This is a genomic window from Bradyrhizobium mercantei, from assembly GCF_001982635.1.
GTDB classification, from domain to species: domain Bacteria; phylum Pseudomonadota; class Alphaproteobacteria; order Rhizobiales; family Xanthobacteraceae; genus Bradyrhizobium; species Bradyrhizobium mercantei.
Window position 1 is genome coordinate 155615 of the sequence record NZ_MKFI01000004.1, and the last position, 23164, is coordinate 178778.

Genomic DNA, 23164 nt, shown 5'->3' on the forward strand with positions numbered 1-23164 from the left:
CAGCGTAGCTGCCTGTTGTGGAGGACACGGAACCGAAGACCGATGCTCCCGGGAGGGGCCCGGGAGCATGGTCGTCAGTCAGTTCGTGGTGACCTTGATGAAGCTCGGGAACTTGAGGTCGCTCTTGGCGACCTCCTTCGGCCACACCGCGACCTGCTTGCCGCCCTGCCACTGCAGCATCAGTCCGGTGATCAGGCCCTTGCCGTATTTGATCGAATGGGTGAACGGATCGTCCTTGCCATAGAACTGGACGCGCCCGATGGTGCCTTCCCAATCGGTCTTCTCCAGCGCATCGACCATCTTGTCGGCCTCGACCGAGCCGGCGCGCTTCACCGCATCGGCGATGTAGTAGACCTCGTCATAGGCGGTGTAGCCCGCGTAGGACGGATAGTTGCCGTAGCGCTTCTTGAAGCCTTCCGCGAACGGCACCGACTTCGGCGTCACCGCGACATTCGGGCCCGACACGCCCTGGTACAGCACGCCTTCCGCCGCATCGTTGGTGTCCTTGCCGAAGGTCTCGTTGGTCGCCTGCGAGGAAATGCCGAACATCGGGATCGGCACCTGCTGGTTCTTCCACTGCACCGTCGGCTGCACGCCGACATGGGAGATGCCGGTGATGATCACGTCGGGCTTGGAGCCCTCGATCTTGTTGAAGATGGGCGTGAAGTCGGTGGTGTCGGGCGAGAAGCGGATATGGTCGACGACCTTGAGACCGATCTTCGGCAGGCACTCCTCGTAGCCGACGTCGAGCGGCTTGGTCCAGGCCGCGTCCTCGCTCATGATGACCGCGGTCTTCATGTGCTTCTGATCGACCAGGAGCTCCTTGGCGGCGTCGCAGACCGACAGCGCCAGCGCCGCCGAGGTCAGATAGCCGTGGAAGGTGTACTTGTTCTTCTCGTAATCGGCGTGGACGCTCTTGCTGATCTCGTTGGAGGCTGCTCCAGGCGTGACGAACGGCGTTTTCAGGCGCGAGGCCCAGGGCTCGAGCGCCAGCACCACTTCGCTGATGTAGCTCGAGATGACGACGTTGACCTTGTCCTCGTTGACCGCGCGCTGGAATGCGCGCACCGAATCCGCCGAGGATGAGTGATTGTCGTAAGAGACGATTTCGATCTTGCGGCCATCGATGCCGCCCTTGGCGTTGATTTCGTCGGCCGCCAGCTGTGCCGCCTGCGGGATCGACGCCCCGGCAATCGCCTGCGCTTCGGCGATCACGCCGATCTTGAGGGTGTCGGCGGCCTGCGCGCCGCTGGGGCTAGCTGCCAGCAAGCCCAACACGGCCGCCCCGGCAAGTTGCTGCATCGCATGAACAGGCAGTCGCGATGTTCTTTTCACCCTGTTTCTCTCCTCTTTTTGTTCGGCTGCTTCGAGCTCTTGGGGCGGGACTATAGCTGCGACAAAATGTGCAGCAAGTGAAACCGCACGCAGATCGCCATGCATGGACGACGACTAAAGTAGTGGGTGGGCACGCACCGACTGAATAAATATGAGGCAGATGGGAATAAGAGCGCGGGGCGCCAATCACTCCTCACGCCATTCCCCGTTGCGAAATTGCGCACTGGGGAATAACAGCGGCGGCCCCCTGCCACTCATCGTCGTCCCTGCGAAAGCAGGGACCCATAACCACGGATGGTTATTGTTACGCGAGGATGGAACGACGCGTCCCGTTCACGACATCGGCCGCGGCGCATGGGTCCCTGCTTTCGCAGGGACGACAGTGGTGACCCTGGCGAGATCGCGGAAACATCTGGCGCCCGCGGACAATAGTTGCTGGGCGAACCCGCCCCTACTCCGCCATCTCCGCCGGCGGGCGCGCGGCGGGACCGGCGAGCGGGCGCTCTTCCATCGTGATCATGCAGATGGAAGCCGTGGTCAGCAGCACGGCGGCGGCGCCGAACACGTAGCGGAACGCGTGGATCATGTCGGCCATCGGGATCGCACTGACCGTGCTGGCGGCTGCGGCATGATGCTCGCCGGCAAGCGAGATGTCGGTGCCGAGCGTCATCAAAAGGATCGTGGTGAAGGCCGCGACCGTGAAGGACGCCATCATCGCGCGGAAGAAGTTCATCGCGCCGGTCACGGTGCCGACCTGCGGCCGCGCCACCGCGTTCTGCAGCGACACCACGCTGATCGGGAATGTGGTGCCGAGCCCGAGCGCGAACACGCTCATCAGCGTCAGCAATCCCCACAGCGGCAGCGTGGTCACGGCCATGCCGACGGCACAGATCGCGGCCACCGAGGTGCCGACGATCGCGACGCGCTTGTAGTGCTTGGCCTTCGCCATGGTGCGGCCGGCGATCGCCGCACCAAAGGTCGAGATCGCAGCGAGCGGGATCAGCGCGAGGCCGGCCTCGCTGGCGGTCAGGTGGTAGACCACCTCGTAATAGAGCGGCAGGTGCACGGTGAGGCCGACCATGGCGCCGAGCGCACAGCCGCCCGCCCCCATCGCGAACGGCACCACCGAGCCGCCGAGCAGCGACAGCGGCAGGAACGGCTCGTCGGCGCGGCGGGCATGCCAGACGAAGCCACCGGCGAGCGCGATCGAGGCGCCGATCATTGCCGTAATCGTCGGCGACAGCCAGGACAGCCGGGTGCCGCCCCAGGTCAAGACCAGCATCAGCACCACGGCCGAGGCCATCAGCAAGACGCCGCCGAGCCAGTCGACCTTGCGCTTGCGGTGGAACACCGGGATCTTGCTCATCTTCGGCAGCAGCAGCGCCAGTGCGGCCGCCGCCAGCGGCAGGTTGATCCAGAAGATCATCGACCAGTGCAGGTGCTCGGCGAACACGCCGCCGACCACCGGGCCGAGAATGCCGCCGGCCATCCAGACGCTGGAGAAATAGGCCTGGTAACGGCCACGCTCGCGCGGGGTGACCACATCGGAGATCACGGTCTGGACCACCGGCATGATGCCGCCGCCGCCGAGCCCCTGGAGGCCGCGGGCGATGATCAGCATGGTCATGCTGGGCGCGATCGCGCACAGCACCGAGCCGACCACGAACAGGCTGAGCGAGGTGATGATCATGACGCGGCGGCCATAGATGTCGCTCAGCGTGCCGAACACCGGCGCCACCGCGGTGGAGGCGAGCAGATAGGCCGTGATCACCCAGGAGAGATTGGTGACGTCGTGAAACTGGCGCCCGATGGTCGGCAGCGCGGTCGCGACGATGGTCTGATCGAGCGCGGCCAGGAACATCGTCAGCATCAGGCTGATGACGATGGTGCGAACTTCATCGGGATTGAGCGGAGCCGGCGGCGCCAGTGGCGGCGCATCGCTGAGTTCGATCACCTCGCTCGGGAGATGAGACAGCTCTTCGGCAATGTCTTCAGGCAATGTGGATTGGTCGGCAGGAAAACGGTTCTGCCGTTCATACTTGTTCATTTGGGGCGTAATGCTGCTGCGCGGGCGCGTCCCGCGATGGAATCATTCTCTGCTTCGCAATTTATGCAGCAATTCAGTGCTGAGGCAGGCACCTCAGCGCATGGGTGCATCCCGCAGCGATGTTCTCGCGATGACGTGATCGCGCGCGAGCCGGCAATGGCTCGCTCAAGTTCATCATTACGGCTCGGATTAAGCCTTGGATAAGCCTTGGATTAGGTCTTGGAGACCTTCGGCCGCTTCTTCAACTGCGCCCGTTTCGGCAGCAGAGCGGGCCAGCGCACGATGTGATCCTCGAGATCGGCGTCGTTGACATCGAGCTCGGTGCCCTCCACCCGCCCGCGCACCGAGACCCCGGCTTCATGAACGGTGTTGGGATCGCCCGAGATCAGCGGATGCCACCAATAGAGGTCGCGCCCCTCGGCCACGAGCCGGTAGCCGCAGCTCGGCGGCAGCCAGTTCAGGGTCCGAACGTTTTCCGGCGTCAGGCGGACGCAATCCGGAACCTGGTCGGAGCGGTTCGCATAATCCTTGCAGGTGCACAGGCCGGAATCGAGCAGCTTGCAGGAGATATGGGTGAAAAAGATCTTGCCGGTGTCCTCGTCCTCGAGCTTCTCCAGGCAGCACCGTGCGCAGCCGTCACACAGGCTTTCCCATTCGGCGTTGGACATCTCTTCCAACGTCTTGGTTTTCCAGAAGAATCCTTCCTGGTCCGACGGGCGCTTGGGCGGTGCGGTCATGCTATCCCTGAAATGGCGGTGCACCTCTTCTTGGGACGCCGGCGCTCCCTCCGCAAGGGGGTGGTATTGCGGGGTCGCAAAAGGCGGTGGGCAGCGTTAGGCCTTTCATTAAATTCACCAGCCGCGCCATTGGTTTATGGCAGCCGCTCGGATAGAACGTGGAACGAGTCCCCAACGACGCAAAAGCGCCTTGGGATTGCCGCAACATCGAAGCAAGACGCTGCCCCGTGCCCGTTTTGGGCACATCCAGCGCTATCGAACTGATCAAGGGCCCGGTCCGCCAGATCATGCCATCGCAATGGAAACAGAAGGTCCGGAACTTCTTCCTGGACCTCGATGCGCGCATCGACTCGACGCTGTTTTCGTCGGGCAAGGGCCTGCGCGAGCTCTACGAGCGCTATTCCACCTTCATGGACCGCTTCTATGTCGGCCGCTGGAAGCGCTGGGTGTTCATCGAGCCGCTGTCGGAAGCCGCGACCCTCGGGCTCGGCGGCATGGTCCTGATGCTGACGCTCGCGATCCCCGCCTTCCGCGAGACCGCCGACGAGGACTGGCTGAAGAAGTCCGACCTCGCGGTGACCTTCCTCGACCGCTACGGCAACCCGATCGGCAGCCGCGGCATCAAGCACAATGACTCGATTCCGCTGGAAGATTTTCCGGACAATCTGATCAAGGCGACGCTCGCGACCGAAGACCGCCGCTTCTACGACCATTTCGGCATCGACGTGCCGGGCCTCGCCCGCGCGCTCGTCACCAACGCGCAGGCCGGCGGCGTCCGCCAGGGCGGTTCGTCGATCACCCAACAGCTCGCCAAGAACCTGTTCCTGAACAACGAGCGCACCATCGAGCGCAAGGTGAAGGAGGCCTTCCTTGCGATCTGGCTCGAGACGCGGCTGACCAAGAACGAGATCCTGAAGCTCTATCTCGACCGCGCCTATATGGGCGGCGGCACTTTCGGCGTCGACGGCGCGGCGCATTTCTACTTCAACAAGTCGGTGCGCGACGTGAACCTTGCGGAAGCCGCGATGCTCGCCGGCCTGTTCAAGGCGCCGACCAAATATGCCCCGCACATCAACCTGCCCGCGGCGCGCGCCCGCGCCAACGTCGTGCTCGACAACCTCGTCGATGCCGGCTTCATGACCGAGGGCCAGGTGTTCGGTGCCCGCCGCAATCCGGCGGTCGCGGTCGACCGGCGCGACGAGAACTCGCCGAACTACTATCTCGACTACGCCTTCGACGAGATGCGCAAGCTGGTCGACACCTTCCCGAAATCCTACACCGAGCGCGTCTTCGTGGTCCGCACCGCGATCGACATGAACGTGCAGAAGGCGGCCGAGGAAGCGATCGAGAACCAGCTCCGCCAGTTCGGGCGCGACTATCACGCGACGCAGGCCGCGACCGTGGTGTCCGATCTCGACGGCGGCATCCGCGCCATGGTCGGCGGACGCGACTATGGTGCGAGCCAGTTCAACCGCGCCACCGACGCCTATCGCCAGCCCGGTTCGTCGTTCAAGCCCTATGTCTACACGACGGCGCTGCTGAACGGCTTCACGCCGAACTCGAAGATCGTCGACGGCCCGGTCTGCATCGGCAATTGGTGCCCGCAGAACTATGGCCACTCCTATTCGGGTCAGGTCACGCTGACCCAGGCGATCACCCGCTCGATCAACGTGGTGCCGGTCAAGCTCTCGATCATGCTGGGCGGCAAGGAAGGCCCGAAGGCCGGCCGCGCCAAGATCGTCGAGGTCGCACGCCGCTTCGGCCTCAAGGCGCCGTTGCCCGATACGCCGTCGCTGCCGATCGGCTCCGACGAAGTCACGGTGCTGGAGCACGCGGTGGCGTATGCGACCTTCCCGAACCGCGGCAAGGCGGTGACGCCGCATTCGGTGCTCGAGGTGCGCACCGGCGCCGGCGATCTGGTGTGGCGCTGGGACCGCGACGGTCCGAAGCCGCGCCAGGCCATTCCGCCGAACATCGCCGCCGATATGGCCGGCATGATGAGCCACGTGGTGAGCGAAGGCACCGCGCGCCGCGCCGCGCTCGACGGCATTCCGACCGCGGGCAAGACCGGCACCACGAATGCCTATCGCGATGCCTGGTTCGTCGGCTACACCGGCAACTTCACCTGCGCGGTCTGGTACGGCAATGACGACTACTCGCCGACCAACCGCATGACCGGCGGCTCGCTGCCGGCGCAGACCTGGCACGACATCATGGTCGCCGCGCATCAGGGCGTGGAAGTGAAGGAACTGGTCGGCGTCGGCATGGGCCAGAAGCTGCCGCCGCAGCCGGCGCAGGCCAATGCCCAGGCCAACGCGGCGCCGCGCGTGCTGGAAACCAAGCCGGGTCCGCCGCCGGTCTTGACCAAGCGCGGTGCTGATATCCTGGTGCGGGTCGAGAAGCTGCTCGACGATGCCGCCAGGACGACCGGCAAGACCACGCTCAACGAGCCCTCGAAGACCGGCAAGACCGAGTCGTCGAGCGCGCTGGCGTTCCCCGAAAACTACGTCGCCGCGGCCGGGCCGGACGGCGCGACACCACCAGTGCCACGCAAGAACTGACGTGCGGCTCCTCCTCACCACCCTGCTGGCACTCGTCATCGCCACGGCCGTTGGCCTCGGCCTGACCTACGCGACGGCGACCCGCGGCACCGATCTCGGCACGCTGAAGATCGGCGCGTGGACCGCGCGGCCGAAGAACGGCACCTCCGACGTCGATCCCTATTCGCGCGCCACCATCGCGCGCAGCGGCGAGCTGCCGATCGGCACCGGCGACGGCATCGCGTTCTCGGCGACATCGGACGACAAGAACAAGCCGCTCGACGGCCGCTGTGACATCGTCGTCAGCGGTGTGACGCCGGCGGCGCGGTTCTGGACGCTGACGCTGTTCGACCGCAAGGGCCACCTCGTCGCCAACACGCTGCAACGTTACGGCTTCACCAGCCAGGAGATCATGCGCGCCTCCGACGGCACGTTCGAGATCCACATCGCCTCGCGCTCGCGCGCCGGCAACTGGCTGCCGACCGGCGGCATCGAGCGCTATGCGCTGATGCTGCGGCTCTACGACACGCCGGTCGGGGTCGCGACCCGCACCCAGCGCGACGCGCCGATGCCCTCGATCACGACGACGGGCTGCCCATGATCCGCGTGCTGCTCACCATCCTCGCAGGCGTGCTGCTCGGCGGCGTGGTGCATCTCGTCAGCGTGCTGGCGCTGCCGCGCATCGCCTCGCAGGACGCCTATTCGCGGCTGACGCCGATGACCAAGCTGAACGAGGTGACGCAGCTGCCGCTGGCCGACCCGAGCCATTCGCCGATGCCGCTGATGGATCCGGCCTTCGCGGTGGCGATCTGCCGCTACGATCTCTCGACCGGCCCGCTCAAGCTCACCGTGCCGGTCAGCCAGGCCTATACCTCGGTGTCGTTCTACACCCGCAACGAGGTCGCCTATTACGCGATCAACGACCGCTCCGCCGGCAAGAAGGTGATCGAGCTCGATCTGATGACCGAAGCGCAGCACAACGAGCTGCCCGAGGACGAGGAGGTCACCGCGGCCGACCGGCTGATCATCGACTCGCCGACGTCTACCGGCCTGATCCTCCTGAAGGCGCTGGCGCCGGAACCCGGCCTGATGCCGCAGGCACAGGCCTCGCTCGCGGCCTCCTCGTGCAAGGTGCAGAGCGAGCCGGTCGCGGCCAAGCAGGAGGCGCCGCCGCCGCTCCCCGCCCCGGCCCCGCCGCCCGCGGCACGCAACAAGCGCTAGCCCGCTGCGAGCGCGTGCCGGCCGCAGCGGCAGGTCTCGTAGTCGACGGGATCGTGGCTGTTGACGATCGTGATGCTGTTGCGGTGCGCCGCCTTCAATTGCCGCAGCCGCTCCTGGTTCTGGATCCGCGTCGCGCGATCCATGTCGGCGCGGCGCTGGAACAGGCCGAGCACCAGGGGAATGCGTGGCCGGGCGTCGAGCTGCGCGTGATGGAAATAGGCATCGCCGGCGTGCAGCAGCCATTTGTCCTTGTCGCGCACCGCGATCCCGCAATGGCCGAGCGTGTGGCCCGGCAGCGGGATCATCAGGATGTCCGGCTCGCGGTCGCCGAGCGCACGCACGCCCCTGAAGCCGAACCAGTCCTCGCCGCCGGCGCCATAGAACGCCCAGTCCGGCCCGTGCTTCCACTGCGCCGTGATGTAGCGTCCCTCCGGCGGCGCGATCTGATGCGTCACCGCCATGTCGTATTCCTTGCGATGGACGTGCACCTTGGCCTTCGGAAAGTCCGGCACTCCGCCGGCATGGTCGCGATCGAGATGCGTCAGCAGCAAATGGCGCACATCGTCGGGCGAGAAACCGAGCGCCTTGACCTGCCGCACGGCGGTCTCGGCCGGATCTAGCCGCGGCGTCGTCTGCCGCACCCATTTGCGCCCAAGACGCGGCGGGTCGCCGATGTCGTCGAGCCCGATGCCGGTGTCGACCAGCACGAGGCCGTCATTGCTCTCGACCAGCAGGCAGTGACAGACCATCCGCGCGCGCTGGAAGATGCTGCCGCTGCCGTTCACGAGCCGCTTGCCGATCGGGCACATCGTGCCGGTGTTGAGATGATGGATGCGCATGACAAATCCTCCGCTGAAGCCGGTCGTGACTTGCCACTGGCGTTTCCATAGGTAAAATATTGTCTTTCTATCCCTACGATAGGATATGCCTATGGATATCCGCGAACTCCGCTACTTCGCCGCGGTCTACCGCGAGCGCAATCTCACCGCCGCGGCGAAGCGCTGCTTCATCTCGCAGCCGTCGATCTCGGCGGCGATCACCAATCTCGAGGCCGAGCTCGGCACCACGCTGTTCATCCGGCACAAGAAGGGTATGGCGCCGACGGAGTCCGCCGCGCAGTTTCACGGCATCGCCCGCAGGATCATCGACGAGGCAGATGCCGCGCGAAACCTGTTCCGCAAACCGGCGACACGGCAGGCACTGACGCTCGGCCTGTTGCGGACGCTCGATCAGGCACGAACCATCGCGCTGTTGAAGCCGCTGACCGGCAATGCCGATCTCGCGCTTCGGCTGGTCGGCGCCAACGAGAAAGCCGACGCGCGGATCGTCGCCAAGACCATGATCAACGCCGGCGAGCACTTCATCCCGCTCTGGAGCGAGCGCTACGTCGCGGCGTTACCGCCGTCGCATCCGCTGACGCTGAAAGAGACGCTGCGGACCAGCGACTTCGCCGGCGTGCCGATGATCGATCGCTGCCATTGCGAGCAGCAGGAATTCTTCAAGCGCACCTCACCGCCACGCAAGCCGGTGGCGATCGCGGAGTCCGAGGAATGGGCGATGGCGCTGGTCGCGGCCGGAGTCGGCGTCGCCATCGTCCCCGAAGGCGTGGCACGCGGCAATCCAGATGTCGCGATGCGGGCGATCGATGTCGACGTCACGCGTCAGGTCGGCCTCGCCTATCCGTCGGCCCAACCGCCCTCCGATGCGCTGAAGGAGTTCATCGCGAGCCTGCCGCGGCAACAAAACAGTCGCCGTGTCAAATCAACAACGAAGAAAATGAAGCGGGCCTAGCCCTTCGTCACCACGGCCTGGCCAGCGACCGGTGCGGAGATGAGCGGTGAATTGGCCGTGAGACGGGCAAGCTCGTTGATCTGGCGTTCGGCGTCGGCGGCCATGCCGTCGGGGGCCTGGATCACCAGCCGCTCCAGCGCCCAGCGATAGGACGCGATCCGCCGCTCCAAGGCCTGCTGGACCCATTGCACGATCAGCGTGTTCTCTTCCATCCGCGCGATCGCATCGGCCCGCTCCTTCGGCGACACGTCGGCGATCAGCTTGAGGCTGGCGCTGCGCTTGCGGTCGAGCTCGATCACCTGAGCCGCGGTGGCGAAGAACGGTTCGAACCGCGTGATGTCGTCGCGCACCTCGTCGATCAGCAGCGAATAGCGCGAAGCGAACGAGCGATGCGGCTCGTCGATCAGATTGCGGCCATAGGCGGTGCGATCGAATACGACGTTCTGCCGCCAGGGCGCAGGCAGCGGCTGGTAGTCGCCGAACACGCTCTTCCACGCCGGCCGCGACAGCGGCGGCTCGATGAACTGATAGGCGAGATCGCGCAGCTGGCGCTCGTGCTCGGTGAGCTGGAATTGCGAGGCGTTCTTGCCGATGCTGCCGGTCGCCTCGGCGCCGAGCCAGCGATGCATGTCGTCGTTGCGGAAGTCGGCGCGGGTGCGGCCGAAATCACCGCCGCTGCAGCCCGCGAGCGCTGAGCCCGCCAGCAGCAGGATCAGCGCCGGGAGTGACCGCCGAGCGGCGGTCCGCTGCGCAAGCTCCGGCATCGCACGATATCCGCGATCAGGAGCGGCGACGGCGACGGCGACCGCCTTGTGCAGTCCCCTGCTCCGGTCCTCGACCACCGCCGGTTTCCTCGGCGGTTCGCTCGATCCGGACGACGGGAAGAATCAGCACGGTCCCCATGCCTTCGCCGGCAGCACCGGCCGTGCTCGGCCGCCGTGCGGCCGCATCCGCCGGAAACTCAACGATGGTGCCCATGTTCCGTTCTCTCTGGCCCCGCACGGACATGATTTGCCCCGCGCACGCCGAGTTAAGAACGGGCATGGTTAACGACATCTTAAACTGCCGATACGGACGGTTACGGATATGGCGCTGTGCCTTAATGGACACGCGCGAATTCGAGCGTTCGTCTTCACGGCTCGTTTTCCTTAACTGCGTCTTAAAACAGCCTGCGTAGGCTCGCGGCCACAGGGTTTTCAAACCTAGTCTTATTGGCAAGTCGCGTACGCCCGAGATGAGCGCAGCTCCGTTATTTCCTGGTTTCGATGGGCTGATGACGCTCTCCCGTCGCGAGGGCGTCGACATCCGCCCGACGCTGCTGCGCGTGCTGACCGATCTCTATGTGCAGGCCAGCGCGCACTCCGCCGATGAAGAGCGCCAGTTCGTCGAGCTGACGTCGCGGCTGATCGACGAGGTCGACGACGCGACCCGCGCCGCCGTACGCGCGCGGCTTGCGATCTATCCGGCGACGCCCGCCCGGATCATGGACAAGCTCGGGCTGCGGCGGGTCGGTCCGGATCGGCCGATGCCGGCGGCCGCCCAAATCCCTGCGCCCGCGCCGTCCGCGCTGCCGGCGAAGATCCCGACCGAGGCAGAGCTGCGGATGGCCGCGAGCCTCGCGATGCGACCGAACGATGCCGCCGAAATCTCCGACATGTTCTTTGCCGCCAGCGCCAGGGAGCGCGCGCAAATCCTGCACAATCTGCAGGAAACGCCGCTGAAGGCCGCGGCGCGGATACCGGCCGCACGCGCCGCGCGCGCGATCCATATCCTGGAGATGGCGGCGTTTGCCGAGGACCTCGCCAACTTCACGCTCGAACTCGGCGAAGCGTTGATCCTGCCGTCGCGGATCGCCGCCGACGTCGTCAACGATCCCGGCGGCGAGCCGCTCGCCTGCGCGATGCGGGCGCTCGACGTCTCGAGCGCTGCGTTCCAGCGCATCCTGATGTTCCTCAATCCAGAAGCCGGCTCGTCGGTCAACTATGTCTATCGCCTGTCGCGGCTCTACGATCGCCTCAGCGAGCGCTCGGCGCTGGTGATGCTGGCGGCATGGCGCGGCTCGACCATGGCCGTGGCCCGCGCCAAATATCGCTCGTCGCTCTATGACGACGAGCGCCATCGCGTGCGTGCGGCATCACCGCAGACGCGATCGTCGGTGCAGCCCGGCAGCGTGCCGGCGATCCGTAACCAGAAATCCGGAAGCTAAGGCACGCCCCCGCCGATTAACTCAGGGTGGCGAACGCAGCCGGCGTGAACTCGGCGATCTCGCGACCTTGCCGTATTTTCTCAAGCCAGGCGGCATCCTGCAGCAACGCGCGTCCGACCGCGACCAGGTCGAACTCGCCGCGTTCCAGCCGCATGAGCAGTCCATCCAGCGGCGTGGATTGGGCGCTCTCGCCCGCCAAGGATGCGTAGACGTCGCCGGACAGGCTGACGGCGCCAACGGTTATCGCGGTGACCCCGGTGAGCTTCTTGGCCCAGCCGGCAAGGTTCAGCTCCCGATCGATCTCGGGGAAGGCGGGCTGCCAGAACTTCGGCTGCGAGAGGTGGAAGGCATCCGCTCCAGCGTCGACAAGGACGGAAAGCCATTGTTCCAGCGCCTTCGGCGTCGCGGCCAACCGTGCACTGAAGTCTTTCGGCTTCCATTGCGAGAGGCGGAGAATCACCGGGAAGCCCGAGGTCACCACCGACCGGATTGCGTTCAGAATCTCGATCACGAAGCGAGAACGCTCGACGAGCGTCGAGCCACCGTATTCGTCGTCGCGCAAGTTGAGATGGTCGTAGAAGAACTGATTGATGAGATAGCCGTGCGCCCCCATCAGCTCTATGCCGTCGAAGCCGAGCCGCTCGGCATCCATTGCTGCCTTCGCGAACGCGTCGATGATGTCGGCCACGTCGGCCTCGCTCATCGGCTGATTGACGCGCTCGCCTGTCACTGAAAGGCCCGAGGGACTTTCATAGGGCGCCGGCGGTGTCCAGTCCGGTGCCGCGTTCGAGGGCTTATGCCCCACATGAACCAGCTGCGGCGCGATGCGTCCACCTGCCGCGTGCACTTCGTCCACCACCTTCTTCCAGCCGGCGAGCGCCGTCTCACCATGGAAGCGGGGCATATCCGGCTCGTTGAGCGCAGCCGGACGACCGACCCCTGTTGCCTCCGTGATGATGAGACCGACGCCGCTCTCTGCGCGGCGGCGATAATAGGCGGCGACCTCGGCGGTGGGCACGCCGCCCGGAGACTTGGACCGCGTCATCGGAGCCATCACGACGCGGTTCGGCAGGTCGAGGGCGTTCAGGCGGTAGGATCTGAACAGGACGTCAAGGCTGGACATGGGATGTTCCGGGGCGCGAGAGACAGTCGAGTGCATTGATGCAGGCCGTCGTCAGGCGCTTCGCTGGTTTGGTTATCTCGTGCGTCGAGGCTGGCGGCATTACGCGGATGCGCTCACCGCCTCGGCCCTTGGCAGGGTACCTAGCGTCGCGGACTGCCGAACGGGATTGCGCAATGCTCGACAACGGCTGTGCATCGGCGCACCACTCCGATCGACCGCAGCTTGCGCTTAGCCACGTCGCGCGGTCCCGAGGGGCTTGGCGGTCGTGTCCGGATCTGGTCCGAGCGCGAAGTCGCTGGATGTCGGGATTTGCGCCGCCGCTGTGGAGCAAGCGGCCATCAAATGCGCCGGCTTCCCCGGCAGCCGAGGCTGCGCCTAAGCCTTCGCCAGATCGAGAAAATGCCGCCCGGCGCGGTCCTCGGTCTCGACGATCCAGGCATCGGGATCGAAGCGCAGCTCCTTGGTCAACCGCTCCTCGACCGACGGCTCGGACACCGGCTGCGGCGCGGTCGGCACGAACAGCCGCTCGACCGGACGGCTGTCGTCATAGACCGTCTGTGGCGCGGGCGCATACAGCATCGCATTGCCGTCCATCAGCGCCACCTTGACGAACACCGCACCGGCTTCTTCGGCGCCCTTCTTGCGGACTGCGCCGAACACGCCTTCGGTCTGGCAGCGGCGCAGATACGCCGCGACCCATATGCTTGTTTTCAATCGCATGCGCCGACCTATAGGCCAGCGGCGCGGCCACGTCCAATTGTCACAGATGTCGTCACGCGGCGGCGGGTTGACCGGCACAACTGTCGCCCATATCCTTGCATCTGCGGTGCAAGCCGCGCCCGGGTCCACGGGAAGGGTTGAACCCACTTGCACCGAATACGCGGCCAACCAAGCCTTTGTGCAGCCGGTTTTGTGGACCATCGGCGATGATGCACGGAGGTTGCCATGAACCGATCGCCCGCGCGATTGAATCTCGAACATCTGAAGAAGCAGGCCAAGGAGCTCATTCGCCTTTACCGGCGACAGGCGCCTGAGGCCTACGCCCGTTTCCGGCAGGCGCTGCCGGCTGCGGCCGGGCGCAGCGACGCTCAAATCGCCGCACTTGAACTGAAGCTGCACGATGCGCAGTCCTGCGTGGCGCGCGATCTCGGCTTCGCCTCGTGGCCCGACCTGCGGCGCTATGTCGAGGCGCAACTGCCTCCCGGCAAAAGCAAGGCCGATCGCGTGCAACGATGGCTGCAGCTGGTCTACGCCGCTGACGTCGCCGGCACCACCGATCGCGCCCATCCGCGCGTAGCGGTGCGGATGCTCACCGAGGATCCCGGCCTTGTCGCCGATGATCCCTATCTCGCCTGCGCCGTTGGCGATGAGGAGACGATACGTCGCACGGCAGCCAATGATTCCACATGGGTAAACCGTTCCGGCGGTCCGTTAAAGTTGCCGCCGCTGGTGGCGGTGACGCATTCCAGCCTGCTGGAGATTCCGGAATTCCAGACGCGGCTGCACCGCTGTGCGCGTCTGCTGTTACAGGCCGGCGCCGATCCCAATCAGCACATCAGCAGCCGCTGGCCGCCGGGATCGCTGGACGCGCCCGATGACAGCAATCCGCTGTCGGCCCTGTATGGCGCCGCCGGGCGTAACCACGATCTCGAGCTGACAAAACTGTTGCTCGAAGCGGGCGCCAATCCGGATGACAATGAATCGCTGTATCACTCGCTCGAAGGCTCTGTGACGACGGGCGTCCTGCTCGAGCACGGCGCGCGGATCGCCGGCACCAACGCGATGTACAAGGTGCTCGACGACGAGAACGTGGCGGCGCTCGAATTGCTGCTGCGGCACGGCGGCGATCCAAACGAACCCGCGCGCAATGCGCCGCTGACGGATTCCGGCTCGCCGCTGATGTGGGCGATCCGGAGGCGGCGGTCGCTGACGTGCATCGCGACACTGCTCGACGCCGGCGCGGACCCGCGCATCACGACACCGGACGGACTAAGCGCCTACCGGTATGCATTGCAGTTCGGTTTGACCGAGGTCGCCGCACTGCTGCGCGAGCGCAGCGGCGACCAGACGCTGGCCGATGACGAACGGTTCGTCGCGGCGTGCAGCAGCGGCGACGCGCGCGAGGCGCGGCGAATCCAGGCCGGGAGGCCCGATCTTCCGGGCTCGCTCTCAGCACAGCAATTGCGATTGCTTCCCGAGCTCGCCGCGGCCGGCGGCGACGATGCGGTGCGGCTGATGGTCGAGCTCGGCTGGCCCATCACGGTGCGCGGCGGCGACTGGGATGCGTCGGCACTCAATCATGCGGTGTTCCGCGGCAATGCCGGGCTGACACGTTTCCTGCTCGAGCACGGCGCTGACTGGACCGAGCAGCACGGCTTCGGCGACAACGCCTCCGGAAGCCTGTCATGGGCCTCCTGCAATGAGCCGGTCAGCGGTGGCGATTGGGTGGGCTGCGCGCAGGCCCTGCTCGATCACGGCATGCCGCGCGCTATACCGGATCGCGACGATCCGGAATGGGTGCTGCTGGCCGGCCGCAGGAAGCTGTTCTCCGACGAGGTCAGGGACATTCTGCTGGGCAACGCTGTGTGAGAGGCTGTATTTCTATCCATCCCGTCATTGCGAGCGAAGCGAAGCAATCCATTGCGCGGCAAATGCGGAGATGGATTGCTTCGTCGCTATCGCTCCTCGCAATGACGAGGTTGATAGCTTCAAATTCTCTGAGGAGCTGAGCCTAATCGATCGAATGCCCGATCATCGTGCTGAGTTCGTGCACCAGTCGATCGGACATCTGTCCGGTCACCGGCAGCTTGCGTGCGCGCTCGAATTTCGCGATCGCGGTCTGGGTGTCCGAACCGATCGTGCCGGTCGGCTTGAGCTGGCCGTAGCCATATTCGGTCAGCGTCCGCTGGACCGCGGCGATGCGCTTGCCGGCCGGGCTCAGATGCGCGGTCGGGATCGGCGCCGGCGGACGAACGACGTTCGACGGTGCCGCGGCCGGCGGCGCGGCGGTCGACTTCAGCACCAGGTTGGCCATCGGATCGACCGGCTTTGCTTCGCCCCTGGGCTCCGCCGGTTTGGCTTCAACGGATCGGGTCTCGGCCGGTTTCGTCTCCACCGGCTTCACATCGACCGGCCGGGACGGCTCCATGGCAGCGGGCTCCACCGACCGGGCAGCCGCCTCGGCCGGGCGCGGGCGCGGCATCGGGCTGGCGGCCGCGGCAGCCGGGGCCGGCGGCGGCAGCGTCACCACCGAACCGCCGAACATCGGCGACGGATGACGGCCGGCCTGCAGGAACAGCGCATTGATCAGGATCGCAACGATGGCAGAGGTCGCCAGCACGCCTGCGAGCAGATCCTTCGGACTGTGCAGCAGCACGCGCAGGACGAGGCCACGCTCTTCCTCGACCGCGATTGCCGCCGCCTTGGCGCCGCGGCGACGGCGCGGCGTTTCGTCATCATCCAAAGTCTGTCTAGGCACTCTTCTTCACCTGATGGGTTTGCTCTTGTAATCCAGACCGCAGCGCGGGCTTCAGGGTCGAGACATTGCTTGATGGTTCGACGGCGGCCGGCGGGGTGAACGCCAGCGGCAGTGCGACCGACACGATGGTGCCCTCGCCGACCTTGCTCTCCACATTCATGTCGCCGTTGTGCAGGCCAACCAGTCCCTTCACGATCGACAGGCCGAGGCCGGTGCCCTCGTGGCGGCGTTGATAGGTCTTGCCGGCCTGGAAGAACGGGTCGCCGATCCGCTTGAGGTCGTCGGCGGCGATGCCGACGCCGGTGTCCGAGACCCGCAGTATGAGCCGCGATCCCTCGACGCCGGCGGACACGGTCACTTTGCCGCCGCGCTCGGTGAACTTGATGGCGTTGGAGACGAGATTGAGCACGATCTGCTTGAATGCGCGCGGATCGCCATTCACGATCGGCAGGTCGTCGGGCACGCGGGTGACGAGATCAACGCCGCTCTCGCGCGCTTTCAACGCCACCAGATTGCAGCAATTGAGCAGCGCCGGCCGTGGCGCAAACGGCTCCGGCGAAATCTCGAAATTGCCGGACTCCATCTTCGACATGTCGAGGATGCCGTTTACCACCGACAGCAGATGCTGGCCGGAATCGTTGATGAGCTGGGCGTATTCCTTGCGGCGGGCCGCATCGAGCCCGAGCACGTCTTCCTGCGCGATCATCTCGGAGAAGCCGATGATAGCGTTGAGCGGGGTGCGCAGCTCGTGGCTCATGGTGGCGAGGAAGCGCGTCTTCGACGCATCGGCCTGCTCGGCGACGTTGCGCGCCTGTTCGAGCGCCTGCTCCTGCACCTTGCGATCAGTCACGTCGCGGATCACGGCCACGACTTCCGCATCTGCCGCGCTCTGATCGAGCGGACGGCAGCGCATCTCGGCCCAGATGAATTCCGCGCCGGCCTCGCCGCGCGCGGCATCGCGCCGCACCCGGAACTCGACGCTGCGGGACTCGCCGCGCGCGGCGTCCGACAGTGCGGTGAGATAGGCCGGGCGATCGGCGACATGAACGCGGTCGAACAGGCCGTGGCCCAACAGCCGCGCCGCCGGCACGCCGAGCATGATCTCGACCGCGGGCGAAATGAAGCGCACCGCGCCGTTGCGGCTGTGTCGCGACAGCACGTCGCTCATGTTATGGGCGAGCAGGCGGTAGCGCTCTTCCTCGACATAGAGCAGCGCCACGCTGGTGCGTGCGAGTGACTCCGCGCCAAAGGCGAGCCCCGCCGCATAGAAGATCGCCGACACCACGCCGAAGCCGACCAGCGTGGCGTTCGACGCAACCGCGGGATCGACCCCCGGCAGCACGTGATAATGGCCGAGCACGCTCAGCAGCGCCGCGCAGATCATCGCCAGCGCGAACGCAAAGGCGACCACGCGCCGCGACGCCGACAGCGCCGCCTCGATCGGAATCACGACGAGCCAAACGGCAGCGAACGATGCGATGCCGCCGGTCGACGCCGCAATCATCATCACGAGGCCGGCGAGCGCCAGCGACGACAGCACATGCGCGCCCTCATAGCGGCCGGTGCGCGACAGGAACCAGGACAGCAGGATCGGTGCGATCAGCCAGGCGAATGCCGCGACCTCGATCGCCGTCGGCGCGCCACGCATAGCCAGGAAAGCCGGGAACGAAGCCAGCGCCGCCAGGCTGCCGAGCAGCCGCGGTGCCATGAAGGCACGATGGCGCGCACGCGTCAGGGCATCATATTGCGCCGACGGATGCAGCAGCGCATCCAGGCAATCGCGGATCAGACTCAAACTACTCACAGCACTCGCGCTTCGGCTCGATCGTCAGACAGACGCGCCGGAACGCCTCCTTGGTGATTGCAGGTCAACGTGTCAGAGCGAACTTAAGCGAACGCTAAGGCTGGGCGGCCTGCTGCCAAACACCGTGCATTGGCGAGGCTTCGACGCTGCCATTCACCGGTCATTTGCCCGGGATGGTGAACGGCTGGTTTCCGGATGCGACAATCTATGGTTTCGAAATGGTGGATGCGGCTCGCGGAGAGCATCCGGCGCCGGTCAACGGCCATCAATCGAAAATTTACGGCGAATCAATTCAGGCGGATTTTCCGCGATTTTTCGGCGGATTTACTTCAATGCACATACTTCCGATTTATCGACCGATGCTAACCGTGAGGGCAAGAGCGGCATCGACCGCGCAAGAAGCAAAAGACAAGATAGACGACCGGGATCGCGCCATGTTCTTCCTGCTCCGTTTGGCATTCTGGCTCGGGCTTGTGCTCGTGCTGCTGCCGAGAGACAAAACACCTGAAGCGGACAAGACGCCGCAGATCAGCGCGTCCGACGCGGTGTCGGCCGCGACCGCGACGATCAACGACATGGGTCAGTTCTGCAAGCGCCAGCCGTCCGCCTGCGAAGTCGGTGGCCAGGCCGCGACAGCGATCGGGCAGCGCGCGACCGATGGCGCCCGCAAGCTCTACCAGATCATCACCGACAAGAAGCCGCCGGACCACACCGGCTCGATCGGCAACGACGATACCGGCCTCGCCAGCGCGTCCCGCGACACGCTGACGGCGGACGATCAATCGATCGACTTCCGCCTGCCGCCGACGCCGTGAGAGGAAATTAGCTGCGGAACCGGTTCCATTTTCGTCGCTTTCGCGGCCCGCCTTCCTATATAAGCCGTTAAGGATAGGACGCGGACCACGATGACGACGATCGACGAAATCAGGGACAATTTTTCGCTGCTGGACGAGTGGGATGACCGTTACCGCTATGTCATCGAGCTCGGCCGCACCCTCGAGCCGTTGTCGGAGGCGGAGCACTCGGCCGAGAACAAGGTGCAGGGCTGTGTCAGCCAGGTCTGGCTGTCGAAGCGGATCGAGCGCGATGCCAATGGCGAACCGCGCCTGATCTATATCGGCGACAGCGACGCCCACATCGTGCGCGGCCTGGTCGCGATCGTGCTGACGCTGTTTTCCGGGCATACGCCGAAGCAGATCCTCGACACCGACGCGCTCGCGCTGTTCGACGAATTCGGCTTCCGCGACCATCTGACGCCGCAGCGCTCCAACGGCCTGCGCTCGATGGTCGATCGCATCCGCAACGATGCGCGCGAGGCGCTGGCGTCCGCCGCGTGAGGTATTACTTCCGCTTCCGCGCCTGCTGGCCCAGTCCCATCTTCTTGGCGAGTTGCGATCGCGCCACCGCATAGTTCGGCGCCACCATCGGATAGTCGGCGGGCAGTCCCCATTTGTCGCGATACTGCTCCGGCGTCATGTTGTACTGGGTGCGCAGATGGCGCTTGAGCGACTTGAAGCGCTTGCCGTCCTCGAGACACACCAGATATTCCGGCGTGATCGACTTCTTCATCGACACCGCAGGCTTGGCCGGCTCGCTCGGCGCGTCATTGCGCCCGCTCGACACCCGCAGCAAGGCCGCATGGACCTGGCTGATCAGGTTCGGAATATCCGAGGCCGGCGTCGGGTTGTTGCTGAGATAGGCCGAAACGATGTTGGCGGTCAGCTCGACCGGCGTTTTGCCTGACGTATCGGACATGGCTCAACCTTCCCCGGGCGCTCGACAGCGCGGCGTTGCGGGCCGTTCGGACAGTATCCGAGCCCGGCAATACATTAAGAGAATCGCTTACTACTTCGCGAATATGAGCGGATTACCGCAAGCCAGACAAGAACGGCCCTGTTTTAGGCTTCGCGCCGCCGGTTCGCAAGTATTGCCGTAGATCTACGGCCGCTGCTCCAGATGCGAGCGGAGCTCGTCGATCGAGGCAAACCGCATCATGCCCTCCGGCATTTGCGCCTCGATCGATCCGTCCGAATAGAGCGAATAGGCCATGCCGTCGACAACGCCCGATTTGAGCACGGTCACCGGGGGCTGCTCCTGCGGCGGCGGCGGATGGCCTGATGACGGCTGTGCGGCCGCGGACTGGGTCTCGCCGAAGGTTGACGGCCGGGGCGTGCGCCGTGGAGCGACATCGACCGATCGCGGCCGGTCGGCCTTCGGCCAGGCATCGTCGAACGTTGCCGGCGCCGGTTCGTCCGCGGCACCCGGACTCGGGCGCAGTTCCGGTGACAACAGATCCGGCGTCAGCGGCTCGGCGGTGCGCCCTTGGCTTCGCTCTCGCTCCTTCCGCGAGGACGAAAACAGCAGGTTGCGCCGCTTCGGCGGCGCTGCGTCGCCATCTGTCGCCGTTGCGCCGGGCATCGGCGGCGGCGCCTCGCCTGAGGCACTGCGTGGGGCGATCTCGTCGTGCCATGGCGGCGGCGCCGCGGGCGCGGACGGCGGGGCCGTTGGAGCCAGTGGCGGCGGCGCCGCGACCCTCGGCTCGGGCGGCGGCGGGAACACCGGATCGTCGGGACCGTTGCGCGGAGAAGTTGCAGACGGCGAGGCTCCGGACCGGAGACCCAGGCCAACCACCGCGTCGAGCCGTGCGCCCATGGCCTGGAGTTCGCGAAGGATGGCCGCAAGGGCCAGAACAATCGCGCCGGTGCAGACGCCGGTCACGCCCGTCGTGATCAACGTGCCGCCGACGCTGAATTCCTTGTAGGGGATTCCAAGGGCAACCGCCGCCAAGCCCACCACGACCAGGCCCGCGCCGACGACCAACAGACCAACCTTCATCGAACTAACCCCCGGAGACCCAACCGAAAATCGGCGCGGGCCGCCAACGCCACGATACCGTCATATTGCCCACACCGCCAACCGCCAATTGTAGACAGAGTTCCCTAAAATCCCGCTTAACCGCGGCGGCGCACCGGAATCGCGATCCGGATCGACTGCACCGCAGCGCGACTCCCGTAGATTCACTGGCTACGAATTGCTGCCAATTTATTGCAACGCATCTGGGAAATTACGCCACAATTACCAATTACTCGGAAACGGAACTGCGCTATGGATGCCGGGGAATGAGGCCCTAAAGCGCCAAACTGGGCCACAGGCACGCCGGTATCACTAGCTATGTCATCGATTACGACGTCTGCCATCGAGGCGCCTGCGCGGCGCTCCGTGGAGAAGACCTGCGACGATCTCGCTTTCCTCGTCCTCGGCGTGGTCGCCGTGGTCGCAGGGCTCACATTCCGCGATTACGGCCTGGGCTGGGACGACTACACCCACGCTGAATATGCCGACCTGCTGCTGCGCATGTACGAGTCCGGCTTCAAGGACACCGGCGCGCTGTCATTCGCGAACCTCTATATGTACGGCGGCGGCTTCGATATGGCCGCGGCCCTGCTGCACAAGGTCATTCCGCTGGAACTGTTCGAGACGCGCCGCCTGCTCGGCGCGATCGTCGGCGTCATCGGCCTTGCCGTAACCTGGCGCCTGGCGCGCCGCGTCGGTGGCCCGCTGGCGGGACTGGCGGCGCTCTTGCTGCTGGCGCTGTGCCCGATCTTCTACGGCCACATGTTCATGAACCCGAAGGACGCGCCGTTCGCCGTGGCGATGGTGGTGCTGATCCTCGGCCTCGTCCGCCTGATCGAGGAATATCCGGCGCCCTCGCCGCGCACGATCCTGATCGTGGGCTTGGGGGCCGGCCTGTCGATCGGCTGCCGCGTGCTCGGCGGGCTCGCCTTGATTTACGCCGTGATCGGCTTCATCCCGCTCTGGATCGAGGAACTCCGCGCGCAGGGCCCGCGCGAGGCGACCCACCGCTTCGCCCACGTGGTCTATGTGCTGCTGCCGGGACTCGTGCTGGGCTATCTCGTGATGGGCCTGATCTGGCCGTGGTCGATCATGGAGCCCGGGCATCCGCTGGAGGCGGTGACCTACTTCTCGCACTTCTTCGAGAAACCGTGGAAGGAGATGTTCGACGGCGCGCTGGTGTCGGTGCCGGACATGCCGTGGTCCTATCTGCCTACGCTGTTCGCGTTGCAGCTTCCCGAAGTCATGCTGGTGCTGCTGATCGCGGCCGTGATCGCCACCTTCATGGCGCTGTCGCGCAATGATGTGGCCGCGAAGCGCAAGTCGATCATGCTGATGCTGACGTTGGCGGCGACGCTGCCGCTGGTGATCGCAATGGTGAAGCGGCCGGCGCTCTACAACGGCATCCGCCACTTCATCTTCGTGATCCCGCCGATGGCGGTGCTCGCCGGCGTCGCGTTCGCGCGCGGCATGGACTGGCTCGGCGAGAACCGCCGCGCCTGGCAGCCTGCGGCGCTCGCGGTGTTCGCATTCGGCCTGCTGCTGCCGCTCAGCGAAATGATCCGCCTGCATCCGTATCAGTATACGCACTTCAACCACATCGCCGGCACGGTGCGGACCGCCGACAATTTCTTCATGCTGGACTATTGGGGCCTGGCGCTGAAGCAGGCATCCGACGGGCTGCGCGAGCAGCTGGCGGAGCGGCAGGAAGTGCCGCCGCAGAACCGCAAGTGGAAGGTTGCGGTGTGCGGACCGCAGCGTCCCGCGCAGGTCGCGCTCGGGCCCGACTTCACGATCGGCTGGGACAGCAATGCCGCCGACTTCGCGATGACGCTCGGCGAGTTCTACTGCAAGGGCCTGGCCGCGCCCGTGATGGTGGAGATCAAGCGCGACGACGTCGTGTTCGCCCGCGTCTACGACATCCGCGGCCGCAGCATCTCGAGCCTGCTGGCGATCCCGGCGCCGTAACGTAAAGCACGTCCGTTACGCTCCTGCCCACTTCCGGAGCATGATCTCCCCGATCGTGGGC

General features: G+C 65.7%; 21 protein-coding genes. 9 read left to right on the plus strand and 12 right to left on the minus strand.

The genetic code is table 11. The features are described from left to right. Window positions 1-78: 78 nt before the first annotated feature. From BI327_RS18965 to BI327_RS18975, 3 genes are all read right to left on the minus strand, one after another. Complete coding sequence (locus tag BI327_RS18965; protein WP_076862332.1) at window positions 79-1302, minus strand: ABC transporter substrate-binding protein; 1224 nt, start codon at window positions 1300-1302, stop codon at window positions 79-81. 484 nt (window positions 1303-1786) lie between these two features. Further along, window positions 1787-3382: an MDR family MFS transporter gene (locus BI327_RS18970; RefSeq protein ID WP_076862333.1), complete on the minus strand. Its 1596-nt coding sequence runs from the start codon at window positions 3380-3382 to the stop codon at window positions 1787-1789. Between the two features lie 212 nt (window positions 3383-3594). Continuing rightward, window positions 3595-4119 carry a YcgN family cysteine cluster protein gene (locus BI327_RS18975; RefSeq protein WP_076862334.1) on the minus strand — a complete coding sequence of 175 codons (525 nt, stop codon included), beginning with the start codon at window positions 4117-4119 and terminating at the stop codon, window positions 3595-3597. 287 nt (window positions 4120-4406) lie between these two features. On the opposite strand from BI327_RS18975, the gene BI327_RS18980 reads away from it, so the two are divergent. Genes BI327_RS18980 through BI327_RS18990 form a run of 3 tightly spaced genes read left to right on the plus strand, consistent with a single transcriptional unit; the run spans window position 4407 to window position 7880 of the window. Beyond that, a complete protein-coding gene (locus BI327_RS18980) occupies window positions 4407-6680 on the plus strand; it encodes a transglycosylase domain-containing protein (RefSeq protein WP_076863052.1) in 2274 nt (757 codons plus the stop codon). A gap of 1 nt (window position 6681) precedes the next feature. Beyond that, window positions 6682-7260: a DUF1214 domain-containing protein gene (locus tag BI327_RS18985; protein WP_076862335.1), complete on the plus strand. Its 579-nt coding sequence runs from the start codon at window positions 6682-6684 to the stop codon at window positions 7258-7260. Continuing rightward, complete coding sequence (locus BI327_RS18990; RefSeq protein WP_076862336.1) at window positions 7257-7880, plus strand: DUF1254 domain-containing protein; 624 nt, start codon at window positions 7257-7259, stop codon at window positions 7878-7880. The genes BI327_RS18985 and BI327_RS18990 overlap by 4 nt, the downstream gene beginning before the upstream one ends. Here the strand turns inward: BI327_RS18990 and BI327_RS18995 are convergent. Continuing rightward, entirely contained in the window at window positions 7877-8719 is an 843-nt protein-coding gene (locus tag BI327_RS18995) for an MBL fold metallo-hydrolase (RefSeq protein WP_076862337.1), read from the minus strand. The genes BI327_RS18990 and BI327_RS18995 overlap by 4 nt on opposite strands. Window positions 8720-8810: 91 nt before the next feature. Here BI327_RS18995 and BI327_RS19000 point away from each other — a divergent pair, with 91 nt between their 5' ends. After that, the gene (locus BI327_RS19000; RefSeq protein ID WP_076862338.1) at window positions 8811-9671 is read left to right on the plus strand and encodes a LysR family transcriptional regulator; all 861 of its coding nucleotides are present in this window, start codon (window positions 8811-8813) and stop codon (window positions 9669-9671) included. Here BI327_RS19000 and BI327_RS19005 read toward each other — a convergent pair. Together BI327_RS19005 and BI327_RS43245 are read right to left on the minus strand one after the other, a co-directional pair. Then, the gene (locus tag BI327_RS19005; RefSeq protein ID WP_076862339.1) at window positions 9668-10435 is read right to left on the minus strand and encodes a hypothetical protein; all 768 of its coding nucleotides are present in this window, start codon (window positions 10433-10435) and stop codon (window positions 9668-9670) included. The genes BI327_RS19000 and BI327_RS19005 overlap by 4 nt on opposite strands. 16 nt (window positions 10436-10451) lie before the next feature. Beyond that, the gene (locus BI327_RS43245; RefSeq protein ID WP_076863054.1) at window positions 10452-10649 is read right to left on the minus strand and encodes a hypothetical protein; all 198 of its coding nucleotides are present in this window, start codon (window positions 10647-10649) and stop codon (window positions 10452-10454) included. 295 nt (window positions 10650-10944) lie between these two features. On the opposite strand from BI327_RS43245, the gene BI327_RS19015 reads away from it, so the two are divergent. Next, window positions 10945-11877 (plus strand): DUF2336 domain-containing protein, encoded by a 933-nt coding sequence (locus tag BI327_RS19015; protein ID WP_089025532.1) that lies wholly within the window; start codon window positions 10945-10947, stop codon window positions 11875-11877. 16 nt (window positions 11878-11893) lie between these two features. Here the strand turns inward: BI327_RS19015 and BI327_RS19020 are convergent, their stop codons facing one another. Together BI327_RS19020 and BI327_RS19025 are read right to left on the minus strand one after the other, a co-directional pair. Beyond that, window positions 11894-13000 (minus strand): NADH:flavin oxidoreductase, encoded by a 1107-nt coding sequence (locus BI327_RS19020; protein ID WP_076862341.1) that lies wholly within the window; start codon window positions 12998-13000, stop codon window positions 11894-11896. Window positions 13001-13375: 375 nt separating this feature from the next. Beyond that, window positions 13376-13720: a DUF1491 family protein gene (locus BI327_RS19025; RefSeq protein WP_076862342.1), complete on the minus strand. Its 345-nt coding sequence runs from the start codon at window positions 13718-13720 to the stop codon at window positions 13376-13378. Window positions 13721-13945: 225 nt separating this feature from the next. Here BI327_RS19025 and BI327_RS19030 point away from each other — a divergent pair, with 225 nt between their 5' ends. After that, complete coding sequence (locus BI327_RS19030) at window positions 13946-15589, plus strand: ankyrin repeat domain-containing protein (protein ID WP_076862343.1); 1644 nt, start codon at window positions 13946-13948, stop codon at window positions 15587-15589. Between the two features lie 142 nt (window positions 15590-15731). Here the strand turns inward: BI327_RS19030 and BI327_RS19035 are convergent, their stop codons facing one another. Together BI327_RS19035 and BI327_RS19040 are read right to left on the minus strand one after the other, a co-directional pair. Further along, window positions 15732-16478, minus strand: a complete 747-nt coding sequence (locus BI327_RS19035; protein WP_245334874.1) for a peptidoglycan-binding domain-containing protein — start codon at window positions 16476-16478, stop codon at window positions 15732-15734. After that, on the minus strand, window positions 16471-18282 hold the full coding sequence (locus BI327_RS19040) for a PAS domain-containing sensor histidine kinase (RefSeq protein ID WP_076862345.1): 1812 nt from the start codon (window positions 18280-18282) through the stop codon (window positions 16471-16473). The genes BI327_RS19035 and BI327_RS19040 overlap by 8 nt, the downstream gene beginning before the upstream one ends. 434 nt (window positions 18283-18716) lie before the next feature. Here BI327_RS19040 and BI327_RS19045 point away from each other — a divergent pair, with 434 nt between their 5' ends. Beyond that, on the plus strand, window positions 18717-19097 hold the full coding sequence (locus BI327_RS19045; protein WP_076863056.1) for a DUF5330 domain-containing protein: 381 nt from the start codon (window positions 18717-18719) through the stop codon (window positions 19095-19097). A gap of 90 nt (window positions 19098-19187) precedes the next feature. Further along, complete coding sequence (locus BI327_RS19050) at window positions 19188-19619, plus strand: SufE family protein (RefSeq protein WP_076862346.1); 432 nt, start codon at window positions 19188-19190, stop codon at window positions 19617-19619. Window positions 19620-19623: 4 nt separating this feature from the next. Here BI327_RS19050 and BI327_RS19055 read toward each other — a convergent pair whose 3' ends face one another. Next, window positions 19624-20037: a MucR family transcriptional regulator gene (locus BI327_RS19055; RefSeq protein ID WP_076862347.1), complete on the minus strand. Its 414-nt coding sequence runs from the start codon at window positions 20035-20037 to the stop codon at window positions 19624-19626. 183 nt (window positions 20038-20220) lie between these two features. Continuing rightward, the gene (locus BI327_RS19060) at window positions 20221-21117 is read right to left on the minus strand and encodes a hypothetical protein (RefSeq protein ID WP_076862348.1); all 897 of its coding nucleotides are present in this window, start codon (window positions 21115-21117) and stop codon (window positions 20221-20223) included. 336 nt (window positions 21118-21453) lie between these two features. Between BI327_RS19060 and BI327_RS19065 the strand changes: the two genes are divergently transcribed. Further along, window positions 21454-23103 (plus strand): glycosyltransferase family 39 protein, encoded by a 1650-nt coding sequence (locus BI327_RS19065; RefSeq protein WP_076862349.1) that lies wholly within the window; start codon window positions 21454-21456, stop codon window positions 23101-23103. Window positions 23104-23164: the final 61 nt, after the last annotated feature.

Excerpts from the sequence above, each read along its gene's own strand:
- BI327_RS18965 (WP_076862332.1), bottom strand. The coding sequence starts at position 1,302 with ATGCAGCAACTTGCCGGGGCGGCCGTGTTGGGCTTGCTGGCAGCTAGC.
- BI327_RS18970 (WP_076862333.1), bottom strand. The coding sequence starts at position 3,382 with ATGAACAAGTATGAACGGCAGAACCGTTTTCCTGCCGACCAATCCACA.
- BI327_RS18975 (WP_076862334.1), bottom strand. The coding sequence starts at position 4,119 with ATGACCGCACCGCCCAAGCGCCCGTCGGACCAGGAAGGATTCTTCTGG.
- BI327_RS18980 (WP_076863052.1), top strand. The coding sequence starts at position 4,407 with ATGCCATCGCAATGGAAACAGAAGGTCCGGAACTTCTTCCTGGACCTC.
- BI327_RS18990 (WP_076862336.1), top strand. The coding sequence starts at position 7,257 with ATGATCCGCGTGCTGCTCACCATCCTCGCAGGCGTGCTGCTCGGCGGC.
- BI327_RS18995 (WP_076862337.1), bottom strand. The coding sequence starts at position 8,719 with ATGCGCATCCATCATCTCAACACCGGCACGATGTGCCCGATCGGCAAG.
- BI327_RS19000 (WP_076862338.1), top strand. The coding sequence starts at position 8,811 with ATGGATATCCGCGAACTCCGCTACTTCGCCGCGGTCTACCGCGAGCGC.
- BI327_RS19005 (WP_076862339.1), bottom strand. The coding sequence starts at position 10,435 with ATGCCGGAGCTTGCGCAGCGGACCGCCGCTCGGCGGTCACTCCCGGCG.
- BI327_RS43245 (WP_076863054.1), bottom strand. The coding sequence starts at position 10,649 with ATGGGCACCATCGTTGAGTTTCCGGCGGATGCGGCCGCACGGCGGCCG.
- BI327_RS19015 (WP_089025532.1), top strand. The coding sequence starts at position 10,945 with ATGACGCTCTCCCGTCGCGAGGGCGTCGACATCCGCCCGACGCTGCTG.
- BI327_RS19020 (WP_076862341.1), bottom strand. The coding sequence starts at position 13,000 with ATGTCCAGCCTTGACGTCCTGTTCAGATCCTACCGCCTGAACGCCCTC.
- BI327_RS19025 (WP_076862342.1), bottom strand. The coding sequence starts at position 13,720 with ATGCGATTGAAAACAAGCATATGGGTCGCGGCGTATCTGCGCCGCTGC.
- BI327_RS19030 (WP_076862343.1), top strand. The coding sequence starts at position 13,946 with ATGAACCGATCGCCCGCGCGATTGAATCTCGAACATCTGAAGAAGCAG.
- BI327_RS19045 (WP_076863056.1), top strand. The coding sequence starts at position 18,717 with ATGTTCTTCCTGCTCCGTTTGGCATTCTGGCTCGGGCTTGTGCTCGTG.
- BI327_RS19050 (WP_076862346.1), top strand. The coding sequence starts at position 19,188 with ATGACGACGATCGACGAAATCAGGGACAATTTTTCGCTGCTGGACGAG.
- BI327_RS19055 (WP_076862347.1), bottom strand. The coding sequence starts at position 20,037 with ATGTCCGATACGTCAGGCAAAACGCCGGTCGAGCTGACCGCCAACATC.
- BI327_RS19060 (WP_076862348.1), bottom strand. The coding sequence starts at position 21,117 with ATGAAGGTTGGTCTGTTGGTCGTCGGCGCGGGCCTGGTCGTGGTGGGC.
- BI327_RS19065 (WP_076862349.1), top strand. The coding sequence starts at position 21,454 with ATGTCATCGATTACGACGTCTGCCATCGAGGCGCCTGCGCGGCGCTCC.